The following is a 24,558-nucleotide window of genomic DNA, read 5'->3' as shown; positions in this document are numbered from 1 at the left end:
AACTTGCGCAAGCATTGTAAGGTATCCGCACCTGGCGAAACAGGCTTTCAACGCCGGCCTCGCGGTGGACACCGTCAAAAAAAACCCGGCAGAGCCGGGCTTTGCCGCTGGGGCCGCACGCGGCCGGTCAGCGCTTAGCGGAAATAAGCGGCAATCTCGCTCACGTCAGCGCCGGTCAGGGTGCCGGCGGCCGCTTTCAGGCGCAGCACGCCGAGCAGATAGCCATAGCGCGCCTGCGCCAGGTCGCGCTGGCTGGTGACCATCTGCTGCTGCGCGTTCAACAGGTCGAGGTTGATGCGAACGCCGCCCTTGATGCTTTGCTCGGTCGCCTTCATCAGCAGGTTGCCCGACTCGACCGCCTTGACGAGCGCATTGACGCGCGCCGTGCTGCTGACGACAACGCCATGGGCTTTGCGCAACTCCACCAGCATGCGGTTGGTGCGCACATCAAGCTCGGCCTTGTAACGCTCGACCGCGGCGGCGGCCTGGCGCGACGACGCGCTGACCTGCCCACCGGCATACAAAGGCACGTTGAGCTGGATACCGACGGACCGGTTCAGCGTGCTCTGGTTAAAGGTCGAAATCGTCTCGGAATCGTTGTTGCTGTACGTGGCGATCAGGTCCAGACGCGGCATGTGGCCGGCCCGGATTTTCTTCACTTCCTGCTGGTACACTTCGACCGCCAGCCGCGCCGCCTTCAGCTCGGGATTGTTCTCCAGCGCGATCGCGCGCCATTCTTCGAACGTGGCGGGAGTGATGCGCTCGATGCGGAAGTTCGGCGCCAGCGGCGCCAAGCTATCCGCGGTCATGCCCATCAGCCCTTCCAGCGTGTTGCGGGCAGCGGTCAATGCATCTTGCGCTTCGAGCACCTTCGCTTCGGACAGATCGAGGCGTGCCTGGATTTCCAGCATGTCAGTCTTGGTGCCCTCGCCTTTTTCGAACAGGCGCTTGTTTACTTTCATGTGCTCGACGAAGGCGTCGCGCTCGGCCATGACCAAGGTCAGCTGGTCGTTGGAAAACAGCGTCTCGAAGTAAGCCTGCGCGACACGCACCGCCACTTCATCCGCGCTCATTTCGAACTTGGCTTCCGCTTCCTTGCTCTGCGCCACGCCCTGGCGATAGCGCGCGTAGCCTTCCATGTTGAACAGTGGCTGGCGCAGCTGGATCGCGGCGCCGCGGCTGATGTATTGCGGATGGCTCAGTACATCTTTGCCGCCGATAACCTGAGTCTGGTCGACGCGGTTGCGGGTCGAGCTGTAGCTGGCGCTGATGTTGGGCAGCAGCGCGGCGCGGCCGATGATGCGGCTCTCCTTACCCGCCTCGTTCTCGTAGATACCCATCTTGAAGGTCGGGTCGTTTTTCAGGGCCGCATCGTAGGCCTGCTGCAAGTTGATCGCCGACGCCGTTCCGGCGCCAAGGGCCATGGCGGCGCCCAGGGCGCACAGGCGCAATGCCCCGGTCGTTTTCTTAAACATGTGCACGTTATTCCTCACTCAGCGATGAATTCGCCCGGTCGAAGATGGGCTTCAACAGGTAGTTCATCATGGTGCGCTCGCCAGTCTTGACGAACAGGTCGACCGGCATGCCGGACTGGATGGCCATCTTGTGCTTGGCAACCAAGGCCGCGCCTGCCGGCGTTACCTTGACGCGCACCTTGTAGTACGCAAAACCGGTGCGCTCTTCCACCGTGCGGTCAGCCGCGACATTGACGACCTCGCCTGGGATGTGCGGTGTCTTGTTGACGTTGAAGGCCGAGAACATCAGCTCGACCGGCAGGCCGACGTGGACGCGGTCAACCAGGTTGACCGGCAACTGGCCTTCGACGACCAGCGGCGCGCCGCTCGGCACAATGTCCATCATGCGAAACCCTGGCGGCACCACGCCGCCATTGGTAAACACGTTCAGACCGACAACGACGCCGTCGGCAGGAGCCTTGACGTCGACATTGGCCAGTTCGTAATTCTGCGCGTCCATGCGGCTCGACAGCGCTTCCGCCTCTTTCTGGATATCGGTCAGCACGGTGCGCACTTCTTTTTGATAGTCCTGCGCTTTCTGGCTGCGGCGCAGCGTGAACTCAGTTACCTGGTGCTGAATCTTGCCAATCATGCCGATATCTTCGGAAATCGCGCCGTTGAGCTGGGCGTAGATGCGTTCCAGTTCAAGCAGCTTGTTGCGGGCGACGTAGCCTTCCCTGGCCAGGTCGCGCATTCCCGCCAACTGCTCTTTCAGCAGACCGGCCTGGATTTTCTTGCTCTCGAGCGACTCGCGGGTACTGCTGGCCTGGACCTTGAGGCCGGCGATGTTCTGGTCGTAGGAGGCCAGCTCGTTTTGCAACGACATCTGGCGTGACGAAAACAACTGGCTTTGCAAACTCATTACTTCCTGGGCACGCGGGTCGCCTTTTTGCGCCAGCAGATCGGCGGGGAACACGACCTTGCCGGCGCCGTCGCGCTCGGCAATCAGGCGCGCCTCGGTGGCGCGCGCAGTCATGTACTGGCCGCGCGAAATGTCGGTTTGCGACTGCGCCGTGACCGGATTCATCTTGACCAGCACCTGGCCAGCCTTGACCGCGGAGCCTTCTTGCACCAGCAATTGGCGTACCGTGCCGCCGGCCTGGTGCTGTACCGCCTGGCGGTTCGACTCGCTGGTGACGACGCCCGACAACGGCACGCCCTTGTCGAGCGGAGCGAACAACGCCCACAACAGGAAGCCGCCAAAACCGACCAGCACGATGATCCAGCCGAAGCGCGAATACGCGCTGGCATCGGTATTGACGGTTACCGGAGTGACTTCATGGGTGACAACTTCGGCCACGTCCGTCTGTTTTTTTACCAGATTCATTATTAATGCCCTCCTTCATTCGCCAGTTCGGTACCGGCGTTGGCGATTGCCTTTTCTTTTGCCCTGGCCGCCGCTTCCAGTTGCGCCTGCGCTGCCTTCTGGCCCTGCTCTTTCAGTGCGGCGAGCACCTTGTCGGTCGGGCCGAACATTTGCACTTCGCCATCGCGCAGCAACAGCAGCTTGGTGGTGACGCCGATCGCATTGGTGCGGTGGGTGATCATGACGATGGTCTTGCCGCGCGAGCGCAGGTCGGTGATGGCCTGCACCAGCGCCACTTCACCGCCGTCGTCCAGGTTCGAGTTCGGCTCGTCGAGCACGATGACCGACGGATCGCCGTACATTGCGCGGGCCAGGCCGATGCGCTGCTTCTGTCCGCCGGACAGGCCGGCACCGCCGTCGCCGAGGCGCGTATCGTAACCGTTGGCGAAGTGCAGGATCATGTCGTGCACGCCGGCGCGCTTGGCCGCCTGCACCACTTTTTCCGGGTCGAGGTCGCCGAAGCGGGCGATGTTTTCGCTGACGGTACCGCTGAAGAGCTCGATATCCTGCGGCAGATAGCCGATGTTCGGGCCCAGTTCAGCCTTGTTCCAGTGATAGATATCGGCGCCATCGAGGCGCACCTTGCCCAGCATTGTCGGCCAGACGCCGACCAGCAGGCGCGCCAGGGTCGATTTTCCGGAGCCGCTGGCGCCGATCACGCCAAGCACATCACCCGGCTTGATGGCAAAGTTGAGATTGCGAATGACCGGAGTCTTGATTCCTGGCGGCGCGGCGGTAACACCCTCGACGCTGAGGGCGCCTTCCGGCTTGGGCAAAGGCATGCCGGCATCGCGCGCCGGGTTGGCGTCGAGCAGGTTGGTCAGGCGCTCGTAGGCGCTGCGCGTTGTGCTCCAGCTTTTCCACACGCCGATCACCTGTTGCACTGGCGCCAGCGCACGGCCAACGAGGATCGATGCGGCGATCATCATGCCGGGGGTAATCTTGTTTTCCAGGACCAGCAAGGCGCCGTAGCCGAGCACCAGCGATTGCAGAGAAATCTGCACGAACTTGGTGACGGCCTGGATCTTGCCTGCTTTTTCGCTGGCATCGGCCTGCAATTGCAGAAATTTCGAGTGCAGCTTGAACCAGCGGCCGATCAGATTGGGCAACATGCCCATCGACTCGATCACTTCGGCGTTGCGCAGGTTGTTGGTGGCCAGGCTGCCGGCTTCGATCGACATCGAGTTGGCAGCCTTGAGCGGCTCGTTGGTGACGCGTTCGTTGATATAGGCCAGGATCACCAGCACGATGGTGCCAGTAAGGGCGAACACGCCGAGCAGCGGCTCGAAGAAGAAAATGACGAGCAGGTAGACCGGAAACCATGGGGCGTCGAAGAAGGCGAACAAAGCATTGCCAGTAAGAAACTGACGCAGGTTGGTCAGGTCCGACAAGGACTGGCCGGCGTTGCCTCCTGCCTGCTTGAGGTTCTGCTCGAATGCCGCCGTATAGACTCGCTTGTTGAGCTTCATGTCGAACTGGGCGCCGACGCGTACCAGAATAAAGCTGCGCACCAGCTCGAGGCCGGCGATGAACATGTAGGCTCCCAGCATCATCAACGTGAGCATGAGCAGCGTTAGTTCGTTACGGCTGGCCAGCACGCGGTCATACACTTGCAGCATGTACAGCGACGGCACCAGCATCAGCAAGTTGCTGATCGCACTGAACACGCCGACGGTGATGAAGGTGCTCTTGAAGCCCTGCAGTACTTGCGCAATTTCGGTCTTGGTTTGAAGAGGTTTGGTTTTCATTTGGTCGTGAAGGTCAGCGGTTAGATGCAAGCGCGGCGCGAGGACACCCATCGAATTCCAGCTAAACAGCTAGAAATTGTTTTGCAGACTTATTATGCGGCAAAAACATTGTTTTTTGTGATCTGCATCACAAAAAATCGCCATTTCGCGCATAATGTTGTCTTTTAATTACAAAAAAAACCCCACGGCCTTGCGGTCGCGGGGTTTTTTGAGAAAGCAAGCCGGCGTTGCCGGCTGCCTTGCAACTTACAGCATCACTTATACAGTGATGATGCCGTTAGCGAATGCAACGTCGGCAGCAGCAACACCGTTCAGGGTGATGACGATAACGTCGCCCGAAGCCGAACCGTAGACTTCGGTTTCGATGGTGATAGTGGTGTTCGCGCCCGACTGAGCGATGAACACTTCCAGAGCTGCGTTGTTACCGGTCGTCAGCGCGCCAGTTTTCTGCACGTAGGCAGCGCCGACGAACAGAACGTCGTCGCCTGCCATGCCGAACACGGTGCTGTTGGCGGTGCCAGCAACGAAGATGTCGTTTGCGTCAGTTGCGACGGTCACGGTGCTCAGGGTCACTGGCACTTCGAAGTCGTGGTCTGCGAAGTTTTCTTCAGCAGCTGCGACAGCATCTTCCAGAGCTTCCAGCTTGGTGACAACAGCAACAGTTGCATCCAGCTTGACGATTGCGTCGTTCAGTGCCTTGATCTCGGCGCTGGCGGACTTGACGCTTGCTTCAGCAGCAATCAGAGCATCAGCCAGTGGGTTGACGTTATCGGCACCGTCGTACAGAGCGAGCGCAGCTTTGAACGCATCAACTTTAGCAACTGCTGCAGCAGCAGTTACGTCAGCAGCGGCGCTCGCGGTAGCAGCCGAAGCAGCGGTAGCGATAGGACCAGCAGCAGCAGTGGTAGCCGTTGCCAGTGCTGCGTCAGCAGCAACCGATGCATTGATAGCGGCGTCACGGGTTGCGGTGTCTTGCGGCGTTGGGTTTGCAATGCCAGCATAGGTTGCCAGTGCTGCGTCTTCAGCGGTTTGTGCATTTGTAGCATTGGTCTGAGCAGTTGCCTTGGCAGCGATCAGCGGTGCTGCGATTGCATCAGCGGCTGCTTTGGCTGCATTAGCTGCAACTTTAGCTGCAACTGGACCGGCTGCCTGAGCTGCCAGAACGCTGGTTTCGGTGTTGATCTGAGCAACGGTTGGGTACTCGTTAGCAGCCAGGTCAAACGATTCCATCAGTTGGCCAACTGCCAGCAGCTGGGTGCCCGAGGCAGTAGCGTCGAAGTCCGAACGGTCAACGCTCAGCTGGGTCGCAGCAGCAACGGTCGAAGCCGATGCAAAGGTACGGTCAGCAGCTTCTTTAGCGACGGTAGCGGTCAGGATTGCGGTGATGCCTGGGTTGGTGACTTCGGTGACGCCAGTTGCCAGAGTGTGCACGCGGGTCGTTGCGTTGTACTCGATCAGGCCAGTTACGCTACCGTTAGCAGCAACGGTGATCGTAGCCAGTGGATTGAAGGTGTTGTACGAAATGACAGTAGCTTGCAGGGCTGCGTCGGTCGAGGTAACGACCTTGGCTGCAGCAGTCACCGAAGCGTCAGCCGAAGCGTCAGCAGTGATCAGCGCGCCCATGCCTGCTACTTTGGCGATGTTGGTGTTGGCCAATGTAACCGCTTTCTGTGCAAGAGCCAGGGCATCAGCGCGCTCTTCGATTTCGTCGGCCAGCAGGGCGGCTTTGAAACCTTCCGAGTTCAGCGGATTGTCGTAGTCGCCATCAACCAGATCGTCGATTGCGAGTTCCTGCGCTGTGACTTTGGCTTCCAGAGCGGTCTTGGTGGTGCTGGTCTTGGCATTATTGTCGCCGTCAGCAGCAGCCAGGTAGACTTTAACTGCATCGGTAGCGTTGGTCAGGGTGGTCAGGGCGCCGGTCAGGGTGAATGGCACGCCGGCCTTGACGACAGCAGCGATCGAAGCGTCCAGCTTGGCTGGTACGATTGCAGCGGTTGCGTCAGCAGCGGTAACGATGGTCGACAGGAAGTCTTTAGCGGCCAGGTTAGCGTTGGTGCCGGTGTAGCCACCGATTTCAGCTGCGGTGTCCAGATTTGCGGTGAACGAGGTAGCGACCAGGACTTTGCTGTCGAAAGCGACTTTGTCGGTGGTCAGTGCGCCGTTGGCGATCGTGGTGACAGCCTGGTCGATCGTGAAGTTCTTAGCTTGGATACCGGCAACCCAGTAAGCCAGGCCAGCGGTGTCAGGCGTGTGGCCGAACAGGTTCTGGTAGATCTTGGTGATCACGCCAGCGGTGGTGATCTGGCTGTATTCGGTCTGGTACTCGACCGAAGCTGCGAAAGCTGCGGAAACCAGGGAGGTGTCGCCCTTGTTAGCAGCGACTACGCCTTCCCAGTATGCCAGGCCAGCTGCATCAGCAGGACGGTTGAAGTATGCGACGTACAGCTTCTGAACTGCATTGGTATAAAGTGCCATTTAGTGCTCCTGGTTTGATCGAAACGATCTTTAAGTAAATTTTGCTGCCACATTATGTGACCGCACCCAACGTTCCGCATCATGACAGAAGGCTGTGCCCGCCTTATGTGATGGGCATCACAAATTCGAACATTCTTCAATCATTTATGGAATATTTGCGAGTAATGCATTCGCGCAGCGCATTATCAGAGAATATTAACCGTGGCGCAAGGCCTGAGAATGTCGGTGAGTGATGCATAATAATCACCCTTTAATATAGTTTTTACATCTCATTACATTAAAATACAAATGGCCGAAGTGGCCGGCCAAGCGCGCGTACCTGATCCGGATGTATGCATGTTGGCGCGTCATCAGTATTGGCATAAGCATGGAAGATATCTGCCGCGCGCGTCCCAAAAAAAATGCCCCGTCAATACGGGGCATTTTCGAGAACATAACATAAACTATTTACGCCAATACGTGGCGCCATTGACCGTGCGCTGGGCGTCGATTACCCCGTCGAATATATATGCGGCGGAACCGTTGCGCTCATTGCTCAACACGCCATCGAGGTTCAGGTAGCCCGGACGGCCCTGGGCGTGCTCACCATACATGCGGCCGTTGGCAGTGATATCGCCCTTCGACTGGAATTTGAATGTCTCGTCCTTGCTGGTCAAATCAAACGACGTCGCAAAGCTCTTGTTACCGAAATCGAGGTCGAGGCGGCCGTTGTTGATGGTCGCAGCCGCGGTGGTGCGGATGCCCGGACCATAATTGGTATAAACATAGGCTTCGCTCGAATCGAGGCGAAACCCGACGCTGCCGTTTTCACGCGCCACATATTCCTTGCCGGGCGTGCGGAACAGGGCGAAATTACCGCGCACGGCCAGCAGTTGCGAGCGCTCCTGCTCCGCTGTCAGATCGATAGTGGCCGGCGGCGCCCCAATGCGCTGCCAGCGCCCCCACAAAATGCCGCTATCCTTTTGCGGAATCTCGATCACTGGCGGCACCGGGGTTGGCACTACCACCACCAGCGGCGGCTCCACCGGCAAGGCCGGCGGCTCTTCAACGACTGGCGGCGGTGTGTTCACAACCGGCGCCGGCGCCAGCGGCGGCAGCTGGGCGATGACAACGTTCTTGATCGGGTCGAGGCTCGGCGCAGGCGCGGTGGCGGCGCCGTTGATGCCGCCGTTCTTGCCGATCGGCTCGTCGTTGCGCGGCGGCGCGATGTTGTCCGGACCGTTGCCTCCGCTTGACATCACTTGCGGCGCCACCTGGCCGCGCCGCACCTGCACCAGTTGGCCGCGCTGGGCCGCCGACAGTTCGCGCGTGTAGATGCCCTCGCATGGGCCGAAACCGTCGGGGCTGCAGGCGCCGGCAAAACCGCTGACGGCAACGCCGCCGGAAATGACGGCAACGCGCGAAGTGTCCTGGTCGGTAAAGACGGTAAAGTCGGTGCCGCGCACGCCGATCGCCGCCACCGGGGTGTTGAAACGGAAATTCTGGCGCGCCAGCTTGACGGCGTCGCCGGATTTGCTGCGCGCGACGCCACTGAGCAGTTCGAGCTTGATGCGCGTATTTGCCGGATTGACCGGATCGACGTGGTACGTGACGATCCGGGCGCGGCTGTTAGGGCGCAGGATGAAGAGGCCATTGTCGAGCGTCTTGATGTACATGAAGCCGTCCGCGCCGGTGGTGAGCATGTCGCCTTCCTGTACCGCGCCGTCTTGCACCGCCGCGCGATCGACCACCTGCGCCTGGCCGGCGACAAAGATGATTTTTCCCGCTTCCGCGGCGAACGCGAACTGCGCGCAAAGCGCGAGACCGGCGGTGACCATTAGATGACGCAACATAATATTCCCCTTTTTCTTCATTATCCTGTCTCAAGCGGCTTCTGCTGTGATGACTATCACATTTTAATCGATTCCTTTCGACAACGGCCGGTGTTACACATTGTCGCAATTAGTGTCGCTGTGGTGTAACAACGGGCACAACGGGATATACTTATTGTTTATTCCCAACAAGTTCTCAGCCCGGCGTGCCCGACTCGACTCCCCTCCTCCCTGTCAACGTTCGCATCACGCCGCCGGGGCTGATCCGCGCGGCGCTGGCGCTGACGGCGATCCTGCTGACGGTCTGGGCCCAATGGGGCGCCGCGCCCACTTCGTCGGTGCTGGCCAACGAGTGGCTGCGCGACGCCTTTGTCCGCCTGCAGGCGAGCACGGCGCCGGAGCCGCGCGTGCTGGTGGTCGATATCGACGAGGCAAGCCTGGCCACGCTGGGCGCCTGGCCGTGGCCGCACGCCCGGGTCGCCGACCTGGTCGAAACGTTGTTGACGCACTACAGCGCGCGCGGCGTCGCCCTCGACATCGTGCTGCCCGAGCCGAAAGACACCGCCGGCGACCAGCGCCTGGCATTGCTGGCCCAGCACGGCCCGGTGGTACTGGCGCAAATGTTCGACTACAACTTTGGCCGCCCCGACCCGGTGCGCGACGGCCAGCCGGCCGGCGCCTCCAGCGTCTACCGCGACGGCGGTGTGAAGGCGGCCGGATATATTGCCAACCACGCCGGCCTGGCCCAGGCGCGCCATGTCGGCAACATGGGCTTTTTGCCGGACTCCGATGGCGCGCTGCGCCGGGTGCCGCTGCTGACCAGCTACGAAGGCCGACAGTATCCGGCGCTGGCGCTGGCCCTGGTGAACTGCTGCAACGGCGGCGCCGCGATGATCTTGCCCACCACCGGCCTGATGCGGGTCGACTACAAGCGCGACTGGAGCGCCTATACGGTGGTGTCGGCCGCCGACATCCTGAACCAGGCGATCGAGCCGGCCAGCGCCGGCGGCCGCCTGGTGATCGTCGGCTCGTCGTCGCTCGGCATCGGCGACCGCGTCACCACGCCGTTTCGCGGCGACCGCCCGGGCCTGGGCGTGCAGGCGGCGGTGTTGTCGACCTTGCTGGACCGCCAGGGCGGGCTGGCGCCGGCGCCATGGCCGGGCCGCCTGCTGGCGATCGCCTTTGCGGTGCTGTGCACGGTCGGCGCCAGCTTCGCCTTTCCGCGCCTGTCGGCCGTGGCCAGCGTCGGCCTCCTGGGCGGCGCCTCGCTGCTGTGGCTGGGACTGGCGTACTCGGCCAGCAGCCACGACCCGGATTTTTCCACCACCGGGCCGCTGGCGACCAACCTGTTCCTGCTCGCCTTTGCGGTGCCTTATCAGTGGCACCTGGCGCAGCGCACCTCGCGCCACCTGCTCGACACGCTGCGCCAATACGTCGCCCCGGAAGTGGTGGCGCAGCTGCTGCGCAGCGACGTGCGCGATCCGCTGCGCCCGCGCCGCTTCGACGTCACCACCGTCATTGCCGACATGGAAGGCTACACCACCCAGGTCGAGTCGCTGCCGGTGGAAGCGGCGGCCAAGCTGACGCGCGACTTCCTCGACTGCCTGACCGGGCCGGTGATCGACCAGCAAGGCACGCTGGATAAATACACCGGCGACGGCCTGGTCGCGTTCTGGGGGGCGCCGCTGCCGCTGGCCCAGCACGCCGACCTGGCGCTGGAGGCGGCGCTGTCGATGGTGCGGCGGGTCGCGCGCCTGAGCGACGAGCGGGTGCGCAACGGATTTCCGCCACTGCGGGTGCGCATCGGCATCGACAGCGGGCTGGCGATGGCGGGCGACTTTGGCACTTCGTTCAGAAGCATCTATACTGCCGTCGGCGACAGCGTCAACACGGCGTCGCGGCTGGAGCAGGCAGCGCGTGAATTCAAGCATGACATCATTGTCGGCGCCGGCACGGTCGAGCGGGCGCGGCGCCATCGTTTTATCCTGCTGGGCGAGCGCATGTTGCGCGGCAAGGAAAAACCCACCACTTTATTTACTTTCGATTCGAGCATGGATTCTGCACCACGTTACACCGGCCAGGTGGCGCCCGCGATGGCGGACCCGGTCACGGACGGCCCGGCATGAGCGAGCGGCAAGGCGTACTGTCGTCGATCGTTGCAGTGCTGGGAATGTCGTTGTGCCTAAGTGCCGGCGCGCAGCAGGGCGCCGCCGGCACGGGCGCGGCCGATGCGCCGCGCCGCGACGTCTACCGCGAAGCGCTCGAATCGCTGGCCGAAGGGCGCAAGAGCGACGCGCTGAAAAAGTTCCAGCAGGCGATCGATGAAGAGCCGATGCACGCCGGCGCCTTGCTCGAAATTGCGCTGATCCAGTGCAGCATGGGCAATACCGCCGAGGCCGAGCGCCTGTTCGGCGATATCGAGAAGCGCTTCGCACCACCGCAGGCCATCCGCGACCTGATCAACGCGGAGCGCGCCAGCGGTTGCCGCGGCCGGCCGGCGAAGTCGAACGGATCGCTGACAATCGGGCGCGGCATCGACGCCAACGTCAACCAGGGCGCCAAGAACCCGGTCTACATCGTCGAAGTCGACGGCGGACGCGTCGAGCTGCCTCTGCTGGAAGAATTCCTGCCCAAGCGCGACCAGTACACGGTGCTGAGCGCCGACTACCTGCGCGAGCTGAGCACGGACGGCACGATCGGCTTCGTGCAGTTCCAGAACCGCCGCAACGACACCTTGCGCGAATTCGACAGCGTGTCGCTGTACGTCGGCGCCGAGGCGCCGTTTCGCTTCGGCCGCTGGACCGTGCGCCACACCGGCATGCTCGGCCTGATCAGCCTTGGCGGCAGCCTGTACCAGCGCCAGGCGCAGCTGCAGACGCGCATCGCGCCGCCGCTGCCGCTGCCGGCCAGCATGCAATTCAACCTGCTGGCCGGGCTGACGCGCAACCAGCATGTCAGGCTGACCAACTTCGACGCGCACACGTTCGAGGTGCGCGGGCAGCTCAGCTACCGCAAGCCGGACCTGTACGGCAGCGCCAGCGTCGGCTACGTCGACGACCGCGCGATCACCGAGCGTCCCGGCGGCAACCGCCACGGCATCGCGGTCAACCTGCTGGGCCGGCGCGCGCTGTGGGACGCCAACATCGGCGAACTGGCCTACTCGTACCAGACCTGGAACAGCGAGCTGGTGTATGCGCCGCGGGTGATCGAGGAAGTGCGGCGCCAGGCCACCCACGTGCTGCGCGCCACCTTGATCTATCCGCTGGCGAAAAACCACGCGCTGCAGCTCGAGGCGCGGCTGGTGCGCAACGACAAGGACATCTCGATTTTCCGCTACGACAACCGGCAATTGCAGCTGAACTACCAGTGGACGACTCCTTGAAGCTATACAATGCTGCTTTTTGAACATATTGGCAGCAGGGATCGCGATGCAGTGGGAAATGATGTTATTCGTCGGCACGGCGGTGGCGATTTCGACCGGTTGCCTGGTGCCGAACCGCTGGCTGCCGCCGCTGCCGAACGATAAGCTGCTGCACTTTGCCGGCTTCGCGCTGCTGAGCGTGATGGCGGTGCGGATCGCCCACGGCGCGGCCGAAACGGCGCTGTGGCTGCTGGGCCTGTTTGTGGCCGGCTGGCTGATCGAATGCCTGCAGGCGCTGGTGCCGGACCGCAAGTTCTGCTGGAAAGACCTGATGGCCAACGCCGCCGGCATTGCCGTCGTGGCCATGCTCGCCGCACTGGGCTGGCTGTCGCCATAGCGGGGCAATTTCGCAGCAGGCGCCACCGTTGCGCTGCCAGCTCTTGTATACTGTTGCCATGACGACCCCTCTCGACCCGATCGCACCGAACGACGCCGCCGGCGGCAGCGCCGCCGCGCCGGAAGAGCAGCGCCAGGTGCAGGTTCACCTGCGCAAGATACCCCTGCTGGCCGAGTTGAACGAAGAGGAAATCGTGCGCGTCAAGGCCGAGCTGCGCATCCGCCATTACGCCAAGCGCGAGGTGGTGCTGCACAAGGGCGGCAGCGGCGACGGCTTGCTGTTCTTGCTGTCGGGCCAGCTGCAGGTGATCGACGTGACCGAAGACGGCCGCGCGATCGGCCTGCGCATGCTGATGCCGGGCGACTTTTTCGGCGAGATCGCGCTGATCAACAATTCGACCCGTTCGGCGTCGGTGGTGGCGATGACGCCGGTGCTGGTGGCGTTTTTGCCCGCCCCCATCGCGATGCACCTGTTTTCCCACTCGCCATCGGTGGCCAAGCAGATGCTGCGCTACCTGGCGCAGAAGATCCAGCGCGACTCCGAATTCCGCGCCCTGCTGAGCATCAACAACACCGCCAAGCGCATCTACAGCTACCTGATGCTGCAGCAAAAGCCGCCGTTTGCGCCCGGCGGGCCGACGGTGGTGGAAAACCTGCCGACCCACCAGGACATTGCCAACATGATCAACACCAGCCGCGAGACCGTCACCCGCGCGCTGCTGACCCTGGTGCAGCAAGGCATCGTGCAAAAGGATGCCCACCGGCTCATCATCCTCGACCCGGATGCGCTGAAAAAACTGGTCCAGGGGATCTGATGCGCGGCGGCGGGCGGTTGATCCGGAACGCAGAGTTACAACTGTAACAATCTTGGCCTGCTCTGTAGAGTATAATTTCGCGCTCACAGGGACCAACCTTTACTATGATTAGACGAACTCAAGCGCGCGGCGCAGGCTTGCCGCACCAGGCGGCGGCATGATTTCGAGCCACATGCTGCGCGGCCTGTGGGCGTACCGCGGCTTCGTGTTCGGCAGCGTCCGCCGCGAGTTCCAGTCGAAATACGGCAACGCCATCCTCGGCGCCTCGTGGTCGCTGCTCAGTCCGCTCGCGATGATCCTCGTGTACACGGTGATCTTTGCCGAAGTCATGCGCAGCAAGCTGCCCGGCAGCGACAACACTTTTGCCTACAGCATCTACCTGTGCGCCGGCATCCTGACCTGGGGCCTGTTCGCCGAGATCGTCGCGCGCGCCCAGACGATGTTCATCGAGCAAGCCAACCTGATCAAGAAGATCAGCTTTCCTCGCATGTGCCTGCCGCTGATCGTGGTGCTCAACGCGCTGCTCAATTTCGCCATCATCTTCGGCCTGTTTACCGCCTTCCTGATCGCCACCGGCAATTTTCCCGGCGCGGTCTACCTGGCCATCCTGCCTATATTGCTGCTGCAGGTGCTGTTCGCCATTGGCCTGGGCATGATCATCGGCGTGCTCAACGTGTTCTTCCGCGACGTCGGCCAGTTCTTCAGCATCTTCGTCCAGTTCTGGTTCTGGCTCACGCCGATCGTCTACCCGGCGTCGATCCTGCCGCCGGCCATCCGCGAGCACCTGCTGCTGTGGAATCCGATGGCGCCGATCATCGGCGCCTACCAGACCATTCTGGTGCATCACACCTTGCCGCACTGGTCGGGCCTGCTGCCTGCGACCATCCTGGCGCTGCTGATGTGCGTGTTCGGCATGCGCCTGTTTCGCAAGCGCTCCGGCGAAATGGTGGATGAACTCTGATGGGCCGCATTACCGTCGACAACCTGAGCAAGGCGTACAAGCAGTATCCGACGCGCTGGTCACGCCTGGCCGAGTGGACGTTGCCGTTTCGCGGCGCCCGCCACAAGCTCAAGTGGGTGCTGCAGGACATTAATTTCGAAGTCGCGCCGGGCGAAGCGGTCGGCCTGATCGGCATCAACGGCGCCGGCAAGAGCACCTTGCTCAAGCTGATCACCGGCACCACCCAGCCGAGCACCGGCGCGGTGCGCATGACCGGGCGCGTTGCCGCCCTGCTGGAGCTCGGCATGGGATTCCACGCCGACTTCAGCGGCCGCCAGAACGTCTACATGGCCGGCCAGCTGCTCGGCATGTCGGTCGAGGAGATCCGCGCCCTGATGCCGGACATCGAAGCGTTCGCCGAAATTGGCGACTACATCGACCAGCCGGTGCGGGTCTACTCGAGCGGCATGCAAATGCGCCTGGCGTTCAGCGTGGCCACCGCGCGCCGGCCCGACATCCTCATCGTCGACGAGGCGCTGTCGGTCGGCGACGCCTACTTCCAGCACAAGAGCTTCGAGCGCATCCGCCAGTTCCGCAAGGCCGGCACCACCTTGCTGCTGGTGTCGCACGACAAGCAGGCGATCCAGTCGGTGTGCGACCGCGCGATCCTGCTCGACGGCGGCCGCCTGGCGCGGCAAGGCGCGCCGGAACAGATCATGGATTACTACAACGCCCTGATCGCCGAGCGCGAAAACGACACCGTGCGCCTGGCCGCGGTGGCCGGCAAGGTGCAGACCATTTCCGGCACGGGCGAAGCGAGCGTGGCGAACATCGTGCTGTTGGATGCCGCCGGCAACACGGTCGAAGTGGTCGATGTCGGCAGCGCCGTCACTTTGAAAATCACCGTCGCCGTCAAGGAGACGATTCCGCGCATGGTGCTCGGCTACATGATCAAGGACCGCCTCGGCCAGCCGATGTACGGCACCAACACCCACCTGAAGGACATGGCGCTCGACGACGTCGGCGCCGGCCAGCAGGTGGTCTACCAGTTCCACTTCCCGATGAACCTGGGCCCGGGCAGCTACTCGATCGCCACCGCCATCGTCAGCACCGACACCCATCTGGTCAACAACTACGAGTGGCGCGACCTGGCGCTGGTATTCACCGTGATGAACATGCGCCGTCCGCATTTCGAGGGCAGCGCCTGGCTCGACCCCACCATCGAGATCCAACGCACATGAAACTGATTTCTTACGCGCAGAACTTCGAGGATGTGCTGCTGTGGCGCGCCCTCGGCCACGTTGCCAACGGCTTCTACATCGACGCCGGCGCCAACGATCCGGTCGACCATTCGGTGACGAAGGCGTTCTACGACGCCGGCTGGCACGGCATCAACATCGAGCCGCTGCCGGCGTTTGCCCAGCTATTTGACGAGCAGCGCCCGCGCGACATCAACCTGGCCGTCGCCGCCGGCGCCGCCCACGGCAGCCTGACCCTGTACGACGTGCCGGCGGTGAACGGCTGGGCCTCGCCGCAAGCCACGGTGGCCGAAGCGCACCGCGCCGAAGGCTACGCCGTCAGCGAGATCACGGTGCCGGTGCGCACGCTGGCGTCGATCTGCGCCGAGCACGTGACGGGCGAGATCCACTTCCTCAAGATCGACGTCGAAGGCTTCGAGGGCGAGGTCCTGCAGGGCATGGACCTGCAGCGCTGGCGCCCGTGGATCCTGGTGGTCGAGGCGACGCTGCCGAACAGCCGCGAGACCAACCACGCCACCTGGGAGCCGCTGGTGACGGCGCACGGCTACGACTTTGCCTGGTTCGATGGACTGAACCGCTACTACGTCGCGCGCGAACACGCCGAACTTGGCGCCGTGCTGTCAAACCAGCCGAACGTGTTCGACAACTTCATCTCGTACCACACCACGCGCGCCTGGGCCGACAAGGACGCAGCCGTCGCGCAGGCGCAGATCGAACGGCGCGCGGCAGTTGCCGCCGGCGAGGCCGAAGCGGCCAGTTCGACCGCCAGCGCCGCCGCCCAGCGCGCCGCCGCCGAAGCGGCAGTGCGCGAAGCGGCAGCCGTCAAGGCCGCCGCCGAGACGGCGCAAAAGGCCGCGCAGGATGCTGACGCCGCGGCCGTGCGGCACGACGAGGCGCTGCAGCAGATCGCCGAGTTGGGCGCCAAGAGCGAGCAGCTGGCCGAGGCGCTGTACCAGGCGAAATTCAACGCCGAGCGCGTCGCCGTCTGGGCGCGCGAGCTCGAAGCGACGGTCAAGGCCATGTCGAACAGTACCTCGTGGCGGATGACGCGGCCGCTGCGCCTGACCGGCACGGTGGTGCATCTGGCGCGCCGCGGCGCCCTGCTGCGCGAAATCGTCGCGCGCGTTACCGCCAGCGAGCGCATGCGCCGCCTGCTGCTGCCGATACTGCAGCGCGCGCCGTGGGTGGCGAGGAAAGTGTCGGTGACGCTGGCCGGCATCAAGCACGCCACGCCGGAACCGGGCAGCGCCGAAGCGCAGCTGCCCGAGCACATTCGCGCCCTGCCCGTCTCGGCGCGCACTGTACTGGCGGACCTGAAACGGGCCCGCAGCAATCTCACACCAGGCACTTGAACATGCGTATCGTCATCGACCTCGATCCGGGCGCCCTCGCCCTCGATCCCCTCCTGCTCGACGGCGTGCGCCAGATCGCGCGCAGCGCCGGCGCGCATGAGGTGTGGGTGGCGTTCGCGGCGCAACCGGGCGAACAGTACGAGCAGATGCAGGCCGCGTTCGGCGACCTGCTGGCGCGCCAGCGCATCGTCGCCTACCAGACGCCGGCCGGCAGCGGCAGCTGGCGCCAGGGCGCGGCGGCGGCGCTGCGCCAGCACTTCCTCGCCGCGCTCGAGCCGGACCTGGTGTATGCGCCGCATGCCGGCGACGACGCCGGCGCCGCCTTCGCCAGCATCGGCGCAATCGAACACGGCGCCGACCCGTGGCCGCAGCTGCAGGCAGCCGCCAGGCGCGCGGCCGCAGCGGAAGTGCCGGCGCGCCCGCGCCTGGCGTACGTCTCGCCGCTGCCGCCGCAGCATTCCGGCATCGCCGACTACAGCGCCGAACTGATTCCCGAGCTGGCGCGCTTCTACGACGTCGAACTGATCGTCGACCAGCCCGAGGTCGGCGCGCCGCTGGCGACAGCCGGCTATCCGCTGCGCCAGCTGGCCTGGTTCGAAGAACACGGCGGCGAGTTTGACCGCGTCGTTTACCACTTCGGCAATTCGGGCGTGCACCGCCACATGTTCGAGCTGATTCGCCGCCATCGCGGCGTCGTCGTGCTGCACGACTTCTTCCTCTCCGGCGTGCTCGACAACCTGGAGACCGACGGCTACCTGACGCAAGGCTACCTGCGCGCGATGTACGAGTCGCACGGCTACACGGGCCTGGCGGACCTGCAGCGCATCGGCCGCAACCCGTCGATCTGGAAGTACCCGCTCAACAAGGGCGTGCTCGATCACGCCGCTGGCGTCATCGTCCATTCGGAGTTTTCCAAGGACCTGGCGCGCCACTGGTACGGGCCGCAGGCGGCGTCCGGCTGGCTGACGGTGCCGCTGCTGCGCGGCCTGCACCAGGCGCCGCAGCGCGAGGCCGCCCGCGCGCGCCTCGGCATCGGCGCCGACCAGTACCTGGTGTGCAGCTTCGGCATGCTCGGTCGCACCAAGCTCAATGCCGAACTGCTCGACGCCTTCCTCGCCTCCAAGCTTGGCGCCGACCCGCGCTGCCGGCTAGTGTTCGTCGGCGAAAACGATCCGGGGCCGTACGGCGCCGCGCTTGAGCGCACGATCCAGGCCAGTACCGCCAAGGGGCGCGTGACGATGACCGGGTTTGTCAGCGCCGAAACGTATGCCGACTACGCCGCCGCCAGCGACTGCGCGGTGCAGCTGCGTTCGCACACGCGCGGCGAGACGTCGGCGGCGGTGCTCGACTGCCTGCTGCACGGCGCGCCGACCATCGTCAACGCGCACGGCTCGAGCGCCGAAATAGCGGACGACGTGCTGCTCAAGATCGACGACTTGTTTGGCCGCGACCAGCTGGGCGCCGCGCTCGAGCGCCTGCATGCCGACCCGGCGCTGCGCGAACGTTACAGCGAGCGCGCGCGCGCCTTCATGCAAGAGCAGCATGCGCCGGCGCGCGCCGGCGCGGCGATGGCCGCGGCCATCGAGCAGGCCAGCGCGGCCGACCCGCAGCGCCACTACCGGCGCCTGCTCGACGCGCTTGGCGCATTGGGCGGCGACGGCGGCGAGCGCGAACTGATCGAGACGGCCAGCGCGGTGGCGCACAACCTGCCGCCGCAGGCGCCGCGCCAGCTGTTCGTCGACATTTCGGCGCTGGTGCAGTCGGACCTGAAGACCGGCATCCAGCGCGTGGTGCGCAGCGTGCTGCTGGCGATGATCGCCGCTCCGCCGGCGGGCTTTCGCATCGAGCCGGTGTACAGCCATGGCGGCAACCGCGGCTACCTGTACGCGCGCCGCTTCGCCATGGAGATGGTCGGCGCGCCGGCGCTGGCGCTGGAAGACGCGCCGCTCGAACTGCGCCGCGGCGACCTGTTCCTCGGCCTCGACCTGTTCACCAACGGCACCACGCAAAACCACGGCTGCCTGCAGGCGATGCGCGAACTGGGCGTCGAGATCCACTTCGTCATGTACGACCTGCTGCCGGTGCTGCGCCCGGAAGTGTTCCCGTTCGGGACCGAGCGCTATTTCAAGGAATACATCGGCACCGTGGCGGCGGTGGCCGACGGCGTCGTCTGCATCTCGCGCGCGGTGGCCGACGAACTGGCCGACTGGCTGCGCGAGAACGGCCCGCGCCGCCTGACGCCGCTGCAGATCGGCTACTTCCACCTCGGCGCCGACATCGACGCCAGCGCGCCGAGCACCGGCTTGCCGCCGAATGCGGCCGAGGTGTTCGAGGCGGTGTCGGCGCGCCCGAGCTTCCTGATGGTCGGCACGCTCGAGCCGCGCAAGGGCCAACGCCAGGCGCTCGCCGCGCTCGACCTGCTGTGGCAGCGCGGCGTCGACGCCAACCTGGTCGTCGTCGGCAAGCAGGGCTGGATGGTCGACGAACTGGCCGGGCGCATGCACGCGCACCCGGAAAAAGGCCAGCGCCTGTTCTGGCTGCCCGGCGTGTCCGATGAGATGCTGCTCGAACTGTACCGCCGCTCGGCCGCCCTGCTGGCCGCCTCCGAAGGCGAAGGCTTCGGCCTGCCGCTGATCGAGGCGGCGCAGCACGGCATCCCGATCATCGCGCGCGAACTGCCGGTGTTTCGCGAAGTGGCCGGCGAGCACGCGCGCTACTTCAGCGGCCTCGAAGCGGACGACCTGGCGCGCGCGCTGGAGAGCTGGCTGGCGCTGCACCGCGACGGCGCCGCGCCTGTCTCGACCGGCATGCCGTGGCTGACCTGGAGCGAGAGCGCGGCGCAGCTGCTGCGCGCCGTGCTGGGCGGGCAGTGGTACCGCGAAGTGCCCGCCAGCCTTGCCTCGCAGCGCTGATTTGACCTACACTGCATATTGCCACTCTATTAATCTTGTTACCTAGAACACGCCAAACCGAGCCATCCATGACCATCGCCGTCGTCATCCCCTGCTACCGCGTCACGCGCCACATCCTGGGCGTGATCGCCGCGATCGGCCCTGAGGTGCAACGCATCTACGTGGTCGACGACCTCTGTCCTGACCAGTCCGGCGCGCTGGTGCGCGCCGAGTGCGCCGACCCGCGCGTGACGGTGCTCGAGCACAAGGAAAACCAGGGCGTCGGCGGCGCCGTGATGACCGGCTACGCCGCTGCGATCGCCGACGGCGCCGAAGTGATCGTCAAGGTCGACGGCGACGGCCAGATGGACAGCAACCTGATCCCGCGCTTCGTCGCGCCGATCCTCGAAGGCGAGGCCGATTACACCAAGGGCAACCGCTTCTACGACCTCGAGCAGATCGGCAGCATGCCGCCGCTGCGCCTGATCGGCAACGCCGTGCTGTCCTTGATGACCAAATTGTCGTCCGGCTACTGGGACCTGTTCGATCCGACCAACGGCTTTACCGCGATCCACGCCGACGCCGCGCGGCGCTTGCCGTTCGCGCGCATCAGCCGGCGCTACTTCTTCGAGACCGACATGCTGTTTCGCCTGAACACCTTGCGCGCGGTGGTGGTCGACGTGCCGATGGACGCGGTGTACGGCGACGAAGTGAGCAACCTGAAGATCTCGCGCATCGTCACCGAGTTCGCCGCCAAGCACGTGCGCAACTTTTTCAAGCGGCTGTTCTACAACTACTACCTGCGCAACATGTCGCTCGCCTCGATCGAACTGCCGCTGGGCGTGGCGATGGTGCTGTTCGGCTCGATCTACGGCATCAGCCACTGGCTCTATTCGATGCGCCACGACATGGTCACGCCGGCCGGCACGGTGATGGTGGCGGCCCTGCCGCTGATCATGGGCACCCAGCTGATCCTCGCCTTCCTCGCCTACGACATCGCCTCGGTGCCGCGCCGCCCGATCCATACCAAGACGCTGTTTCGCAAGCACAATGCGTAGTCTGCTGACCCATCGCCGCCAGGTCGTGCTGTTCATCACCGGCGGCGTGCTCAGCGCGCTGGTCGACATCGGCGTCATGCAGCTGCTGGTTTCGCTCGGCTACCATTACGCCACTGCCACTACCTGCGGCTTCGGCGCCGGCCTGGCGGTCAACTACGTGTACCACGCCAAGGTCACCTTCGACAGTGTCACCAGCGGCGCCAGCCTCGGGCGCTACGCCTGCCTGGTGGTGCTCAATTACCTGCTCACCCTCGGCTGCGTGGCGCTGGCCGCTACGACGTTCGACCTGGCGCTGGCCGGCAAGCTGATCTCGCTGCCGCTGGTTGCCGTCAACAGTTTCTTGCTGGGCAAATTCTGGATCTTCAAATGACACCAACACCGCTGTCCACCAAACTCCGGCAACACGCCTGGGAACTCGCCCTGTTCGGCGCCATGCTGCTGACGATGTTCTACCTGCTGCAGCGCAACCTCGACCTGAGCCCGGCGCTGTTCGCCGACGAGTGGTACTACAGCAAATACTCACGGCTGACGCCGCTTGGCGAGGCGATCGTGCCGTCCTACCTGTACCTGTGGCTGTTCCGCTCGACCAATGCCTGCGGCGACCAGTTCCTCGACTGCGCGCGCGTTCTCAACGCCCTGTTCTACGTCGCCGCGGCGCCGTTCGTCTACCTGGTGGCGCGGCGCCTGGCCGGCCGGCCGCTGGCGCTGGCCATTGCGCTGACCGCCCTGCTGGCGCCGCTGAACATGTACACCGCCTTCTTCATGCCCGAGGCGATGTATTTCTTCGGCTTCGCGCTGCTCAGTTGGGTGGCGCTGAACCACGCCCACTGGCGCAGCACGCGCTATGGCCTGACCACCGGCGCCCTGCTCGGCGTGATGAGCCTGGTCAAGGTGCACGGGCTGTTCCTGCTGCCGGCCCTGCTGCTGTTCATCGTGTTCACGCGCTGGAACAAGGCCGGGCGCGCCGGCTGGATCGGCGAGGCCGTGCAGGCCGCTGTGCTGGCCGTGCTGGCGATGGTGGCGGTGCGGCTGGGCCTGGGTTACGTGCTGGCCGGAGAGCCGGCGCTGGCGCTGGTGGGCAACTTCTACGGCAGCTCGGCCAATAACGCCGTGCACCGCTCGGCCTTGACACTGCTCAACCCGGCCTTCATCAACGCCCGCGGCCACCTGATGGCGCTGGCGGTGCTGTACGTGCTGCCGCTGGCGATGCTGCTGCACCGGCTGCCATGGCGCCCGTCGCAGCTCAAGTTCGATGGCGAGCTGGGCACCTTGCGGGTGTACCTGCTGCTGATGATGGGCACCGCGTTCGCCATGACGGTCGCCTACACCGCCTCGCTGGCCGGCCCCGGCTCGATCGAAGGGGTGCGCCTGCACATGCGCTACTACTCGTTCGCCTTCCCGCTGCTGCTGGTGCTGGCGGTGGCGCCGCTGCGCCAGCCGGTCGACCATACGCGTCCGCGCTTCAGGTGGCTGATCGGCGTGCTGCTGGCCGCCGTGCTGCTGCTGGCACTGGTGAAGCTGCCGAACTACACGCTCAACATGGTCGACGGTCCGGACATCGCGTCCATCTCGCTGCTCGAATGGCCGGGCCAGGTGCTGGTGGCGCTGAACCTGCTGATTCTGGCGCTATGGGTGGCCCGCAAGAAACTGGCGCTGCACCTGTACCTGTTCATCGCCGTGCCGATCGGCCTGGCGGCCGGCGCGGTCGGCTCGACGCACTACCTGGCGCAGCTGGTCAATCCGTTCCCGGCCGACAAGGCAGGACAGTTTGCCCACAAGTATGTTCCGCAGGCCGAGCACAAGTACATCACCGTGGCCGGCACCAATGTGGCCGACCTGATGCGCACGCAGTTCCATATCGACGACAAGGATGCCGGCGTGCTTGAACTGCCGGATCCGCGCCAGCCGATCGAACAGTACCAGATCCCGTTGCGCAACAAGTGGCTGCTGGTGGTCGGCGACCATGCGCTGCCAGCCGGCATCGAGCCGGTGGTGCGCACCGCCGACTTCGCGCTGGTGCGCCTGCCGCCGGTCGGGCGCACCATCGGCGTGACCGACCTGGTGCGCCCGATCGGCGACGCGCTGATCGAACGCATCGACGGCCTGTCGGCCAGCGAGTCGCTCGGCCGCTGGTCCGACGGCAAGCAGGTGGTGATCCACTTCCGCGAGAATTTGCCGAAGCGCTTCAATTTTGCGGTGAAGGCGCAGGCTTTCGGCCCGAATGTCGGGGCGCCGTTCATCCTGCGCGCCGGCAGCGCCGAGCTGACCTTCAAGCTCTCCAGCGCGCCGCAGGAAATCAGCCTGCCGGTCGACAGCGACGGCACCTTGCGCATGCTGACGATCGTGGTGCCGCACCCGGTGGCGCCGAAGGATATCGGGCCATCGACGGACGGGCGCACGCTCGGGCTGGCCATTCGCGAGATTGCGATTGGCGAGCGGCAGTAGGGGTGTACTTTGCAGATCGGCATAGGGGGCAGCTAATTAAAGCTGCTCCCCTGCCACACCACCCGGCATGCGGGTCCGCACCGGGCGGTTCGAGTAGTTGAGGTTAAGTCAGGCGGGGCACGCCAAGTCGGTCGAAGTAGGCGATTGTGAGGACTGTTTTCAGCAGCCGATCAGCGTTTCGCCACCAGCATGTACTACTCGCTGCAACTCGTTGCGCGACCAACGGCGTGGCACCAAGTTGCAACAATTCCCGATACATGGTTTTCCCACGCTTCCAATGCTTGAGCTGGATAGCTCTCAGCCTGTGGCGCAGCCATTCATCGAGTGTCCGCCAGACTTTCGGCGTTTGCGCCAATTTGAAGTACCCCTTCCAGCCAAGCATCAAGGAGCGCAGCTTTTCAACGATCTGCGGCATGCTGCGGCCAACAGTACGCTTCGTTAGCTCGCGGATTCGCTGCTTAAATGTTGCCAGCGGCTTGTCCGCGACCTTCAGCTTCACCACTTTCCCCTTTGCCACCCACAGACTGTAACCGAGGAACTTACGACCAAATGCGCTGGCGACGGCGCTCTTGCTTTCATTGACCACGAGGTGCAACTTGGCATAACAGCGCCGCAGCAGCGCCATCACCCGCTCGCCAGCGCGCTTGCTGCAAACGTAGACGTTCGCATCATCGGCGTAGCGCGCGAAGCAATGGCCGCGTCGTTCCAGTTCCTTGTCCACCTCATCGAGCAGAACGTTGGCCAGTAGCGGCGACAGCGGTCCACCTTGCGGCGTTCCTTCGTGCCGCGACTGCACCACGCCATGGTCCATGATCCCGCTGTTTAGATAGGCACGGATCAGCCGGATCACGCCAGCGTCGTCAATGCGTTTCCTTAAGCGGTCAATCAGGATGTCATGGTTGACCCGGTCAAAGAACTTTGACAGGTCTACATCCACCACGACCCGCCGCCCTGACTGGACAAACGCTCTGGCGGCAAGTACCGCGTCCCGCGCACGTCGGCCCGGACGGAAACCATAACTGTGCTCGCTAAATGTGGGATCAAGAATTGGTTGCAGCACTTGGAGCAGTGCTTGCTGGATCAGCCGATCCGTCACCGTCGGGATGCCAAGCTCGCGCTCGCCACCG

Annotated in this window: 17 protein-coding genes; 11 read left to right on the top strand and 6 right to left on the bottom strand. The window is 64.2% G+C overall.

Going from position 1 to position 24,558, the window contains the following annotated elements; translation table 11 throughout:
- Positions 1-134 precede the first annotated feature (134 nt).
- From CR105_RS13170 to CR105_RS13150, 5 genes are all read right to left on the bottom strand, one after another.
- On the bottom strand, positions 135-1,475 hold the full coding sequence (locus tag CR105_RS13170) for a TolC family outer membrane protein (RefSeq protein ID WP_099788923.1): 1,341 nt from the start codon (positions 1,473-1,475) through the stop codon (positions 135-137).
- Between the two features lie 7 nt (positions 1,476-1,482).
- The gene (locus CR105_RS13165; protein ID WP_099788922.1) at positions 1,483-2,841 is read right to left on the bottom strand and encodes an HlyD family type I secretion periplasmic adaptor subunit; all 1,359 of its coding nucleotides are present in this window, start codon (positions 2,839-2,841) and stop codon (positions 1,483-1,485) included.
- A 2-nt stretch (positions 2,842-2,843) separates the two neighbouring features.
- Complete coding sequence (locus CR105_RS13160; protein WP_099788921.1) at positions 2,844-4,628, bottom strand: type I secretion system permease/ATPase; 1,785 nt, start codon at positions 4,626-4,628, stop codon at positions 2,844-2,846.
- A gap of 258 nt (positions 4,629-4,886) precedes the next feature.
- The gene (locus tag CR105_RS13155; protein ID WP_099788920.1) at positions 4,887-7,103 is read right to left on the bottom strand and encodes a DUF4214 domain-containing protein; all 2,217 of its coding nucleotides are present in this window, start codon (positions 7,101-7,103) and stop codon (positions 4,887-4,889) included.
- 443 nt (positions 7,104-7,546) lie between these two features.
- On the bottom strand, positions 7,547-8,935 hold the full coding sequence (locus CR105_RS13150) for a FecR family protein (protein WP_099788919.1): 1,389 nt from the start codon (positions 8,933-8,935) through the stop codon (positions 7,547-7,549).
- Positions 8,936-9,120: 185 nt separating this feature from the next.
- On the opposite strand from CR105_RS13150, the gene CR105_RS13145 reads away from it, so the two are divergent.
- The 11 genes from CR105_RS13145 to CR105_RS13095 all read left to right on the top strand — a co-directional run bounded on the left by CR105_RS13145 (position 9,121) and on the right by CR105_RS13095 (position 23,431).
- Positions 9,121-11,040: a CHASE2 domain-containing protein gene (locus CR105_RS13145; RefSeq protein WP_229413925.1), complete on the top strand. Its 1,920-nt coding sequence runs from the start codon at positions 9,121-9,123 to the stop codon at positions 11,038-11,040.
- Positions 11,037-12,296, top strand: coding sequence for a tetratricopeptide repeat protein (locus CR105_RS13140; protein ID WP_099788918.1), 1,260 nt, complete (start codon positions 11,037-11,039; stop codon positions 12,294-12,296). Before CR105_RS13145 ends, CR105_RS13140 begins: the two co-directional genes overlap by 4 nt.
- Before the next feature lie 58 nt (positions 12,297-12,354).
- Positions 12,355-12,672 (top strand): VanZ family protein, encoded by a 318-nt coding sequence (locus CR105_RS13135; RefSeq protein WP_229413924.1) that lies wholly within the window; start codon positions 12,355-12,357, stop codon positions 12,670-12,672.
- A 58-nt stretch (positions 12,673-12,730) separates the two neighbouring features.
- The gene (locus CR105_RS13130) at positions 12,731-13,486 is read left to right on the top strand and encodes a Crp/Fnr family transcriptional regulator (protein ID WP_099788916.1); all 756 of its coding nucleotides are present in this window, start codon (positions 12,731-12,733) and stop codon (positions 13,484-13,486) included.
- Positions 13,487-13,643: 157 nt separating this feature from the next.
- Positions 13,644-14,447 carry an ABC transporter permease gene (locus tag CR105_RS13125; protein WP_099788915.1) on the top strand — a complete coding sequence of 268 codons (804 nt, stop codon included), beginning with the start codon at positions 13,644-13,646 and terminating at the stop codon, positions 14,445-14,447.
- Positions 14,447-15,667 (top strand): ABC transporter ATP-binding protein, encoded by a 1,221-nt coding sequence (locus tag CR105_RS13120; protein ID WP_099788914.1) that lies wholly within the window; start codon positions 14,447-14,449, stop codon positions 15,665-15,667. The genes CR105_RS13125 and CR105_RS13120 overlap by 1 nt, the downstream gene beginning before the upstream one ends.
- Positions 15,664-17,037 carry an FkbM family methyltransferase gene (locus CR105_RS13115; RefSeq protein ID WP_099788913.1) on the top strand — a complete coding sequence of 458 codons (1,374 nt, stop codon included), beginning with the start codon at positions 15,664-15,666 and terminating at the stop codon, positions 17,035-17,037. Before CR105_RS13120 ends, CR105_RS13115 begins: the two co-directional genes overlap by 4 nt.
- A gap of 2 nt (positions 17,038-17,039) precedes the next feature.
- The gene (locus CR105_RS13110) at positions 17,040-19,949 is read left to right on the top strand and encodes a glycosyltransferase (protein ID WP_229413923.1); all 2,910 of its coding nucleotides are present in this window, start codon (positions 17,040-17,042) and stop codon (positions 19,947-19,949) included.
- 68 nt (positions 19,950-20,017) lie between these two features.
- Complete coding sequence (locus CR105_RS13105) at positions 20,018-20,986, top strand: glycosyltransferase family 2 protein (RefSeq protein WP_099788912.1); 969 nt, start codon at positions 20,018-20,020, stop codon at positions 20,984-20,986.
- Positions 20,979-21,356 (top strand): GtrA family protein, encoded by a 378-nt coding sequence (locus CR105_RS13100; protein WP_099788911.1) that lies wholly within the window; start codon positions 20,979-20,981, stop codon positions 21,354-21,356. Before CR105_RS13105 ends, CR105_RS13100 begins: the two co-directional genes overlap by 8 nt.
- Entirely contained in the window at positions 21,353-23,431 is a 2,079-nt protein-coding gene (locus CR105_RS13095; protein ID WP_099788910.1) for a DUF7024 domain-containing protein, read from the top strand. Before CR105_RS13100 ends, CR105_RS13095 begins: the two co-directional genes overlap by 4 nt.
- 103 nt (positions 23,432-23,534) lie before the next feature.
- Here the strand turns inward: CR105_RS13095 and ltrA are convergent.
- Positions 23,535-24,558, bottom strand: a 1,024-nt coding sequence (gene ltrA, locus CR105_RS13090) for a group II intron reverse transcriptase/maturase (protein WP_099788909.1), incomplete at its 5' end; no start/stop codon positions are given.

This window comes from Massilia eurypsychrophila, assembly GCF_002760655.1.
Taxonomy (GTDB): domain Bacteria; phylum Pseudomonadota; class Gammaproteobacteria; order Burkholderiales; family Burkholderiaceae_D; genus JAFCUW01.
This window is presented reverse-complemented; position numbering and strand designations above follow the sequence as displayed.

Bases quoted from the DNA above. Each gene is read 5' to 3' on its own strand.
- CR105_RS13165 (WP_099788922.1), bottom strand. From the start codon at position 2,841: ATGAATCTGGTAAAAAAACAGACGGACGTGGCCGAAGTTGTCACCCAT.
- CR105_RS13110 (WP_229413923.1), top strand. From the start codon at position 17,040: ATGCGTATCGTCATCGACCTCGATCCGGGCGCCCTCGCCCTCGATCCC.
- CR105_RS13140 (WP_099788918.1), top strand. From the start codon at position 11,037: ATGAGCGAGCGGCAAGGCGTACTGTCGTCGATCGTTGCAGTGCTGGGA.
- CR105_RS13130 (WP_099788916.1), top strand. From the start codon at position 12,731: ATGACGACCCCTCTCGACCCGATCGCACCGAACGACGCCGCCGGCGGC.
- CR105_RS13125 (WP_099788915.1), top strand. From the start codon at position 13,644: ATGATTTCGAGCCACATGCTGCGCGGCCTGTGGGCGTACCGCGGCTTC.
- CR105_RS13120 (WP_099788914.1), top strand. From the start codon at position 14,447: ATGGGCCGCATTACCGTCGACAACCTGAGCAAGGCGTACAAGCAGTAT.
- CR105_RS13105 (WP_099788912.1), top strand. From the start codon at position 20,018: ATGACCATCGCCGTCGTCATCCCCTGCTACCGCGTCACGCGCCACATC.
- CR105_RS13170 (WP_099788923.1), bottom strand. From the start codon at position 1,475: ATGTTTAAGAAAACGACCGGGGCATTGCGCCTGTGCGCCCTGGGCGCC.
- CR105_RS13150 (WP_099788919.1), bottom strand. From the start codon at position 8,935: ATGTTGCGTCATCTAATGGTCACCGCCGGTCTCGCGCTTTGCGCGCAG.
- CR105_RS13135 (WP_229413924.1), top strand. From the start codon at position 12,355: ATGATGTTATTCGTCGGCACGGCGGTGGCGATTTCGACCGGTTGCCTG.
- CR105_RS13115 (WP_099788913.1), top strand. From the start codon at position 15,664: ATGAAACTGATTTCTTACGCGCAGAACTTCGAGGATGTGCTGCTGTGG.
- CR105_RS13160 (WP_099788921.1), bottom strand. From the start codon at position 4,628: ATGAAAACCAAACCTCTTCAAACCAAGACCGAAATTGCGCAAGTACTG.
- CR105_RS13100 (WP_099788911.1), top strand. From the start codon at position 20,979: ATGCGTAGTCTGCTGACCCATCGCCGCCAGGTCGTGCTGTTCATCACC.
- CR105_RS13095 (WP_099788910.1), top strand. From the start codon at position 21,353: ATGACACCAACACCGCTGTCCACCAAACTCCGGCAACACGCCTGGGAA.
- CR105_RS13155 (WP_099788920.1), bottom strand. From the start codon at position 7,103: ATGGCACTTTATACCAATGCAGTTCAGAAGCTGTACGTCGCATACTTC.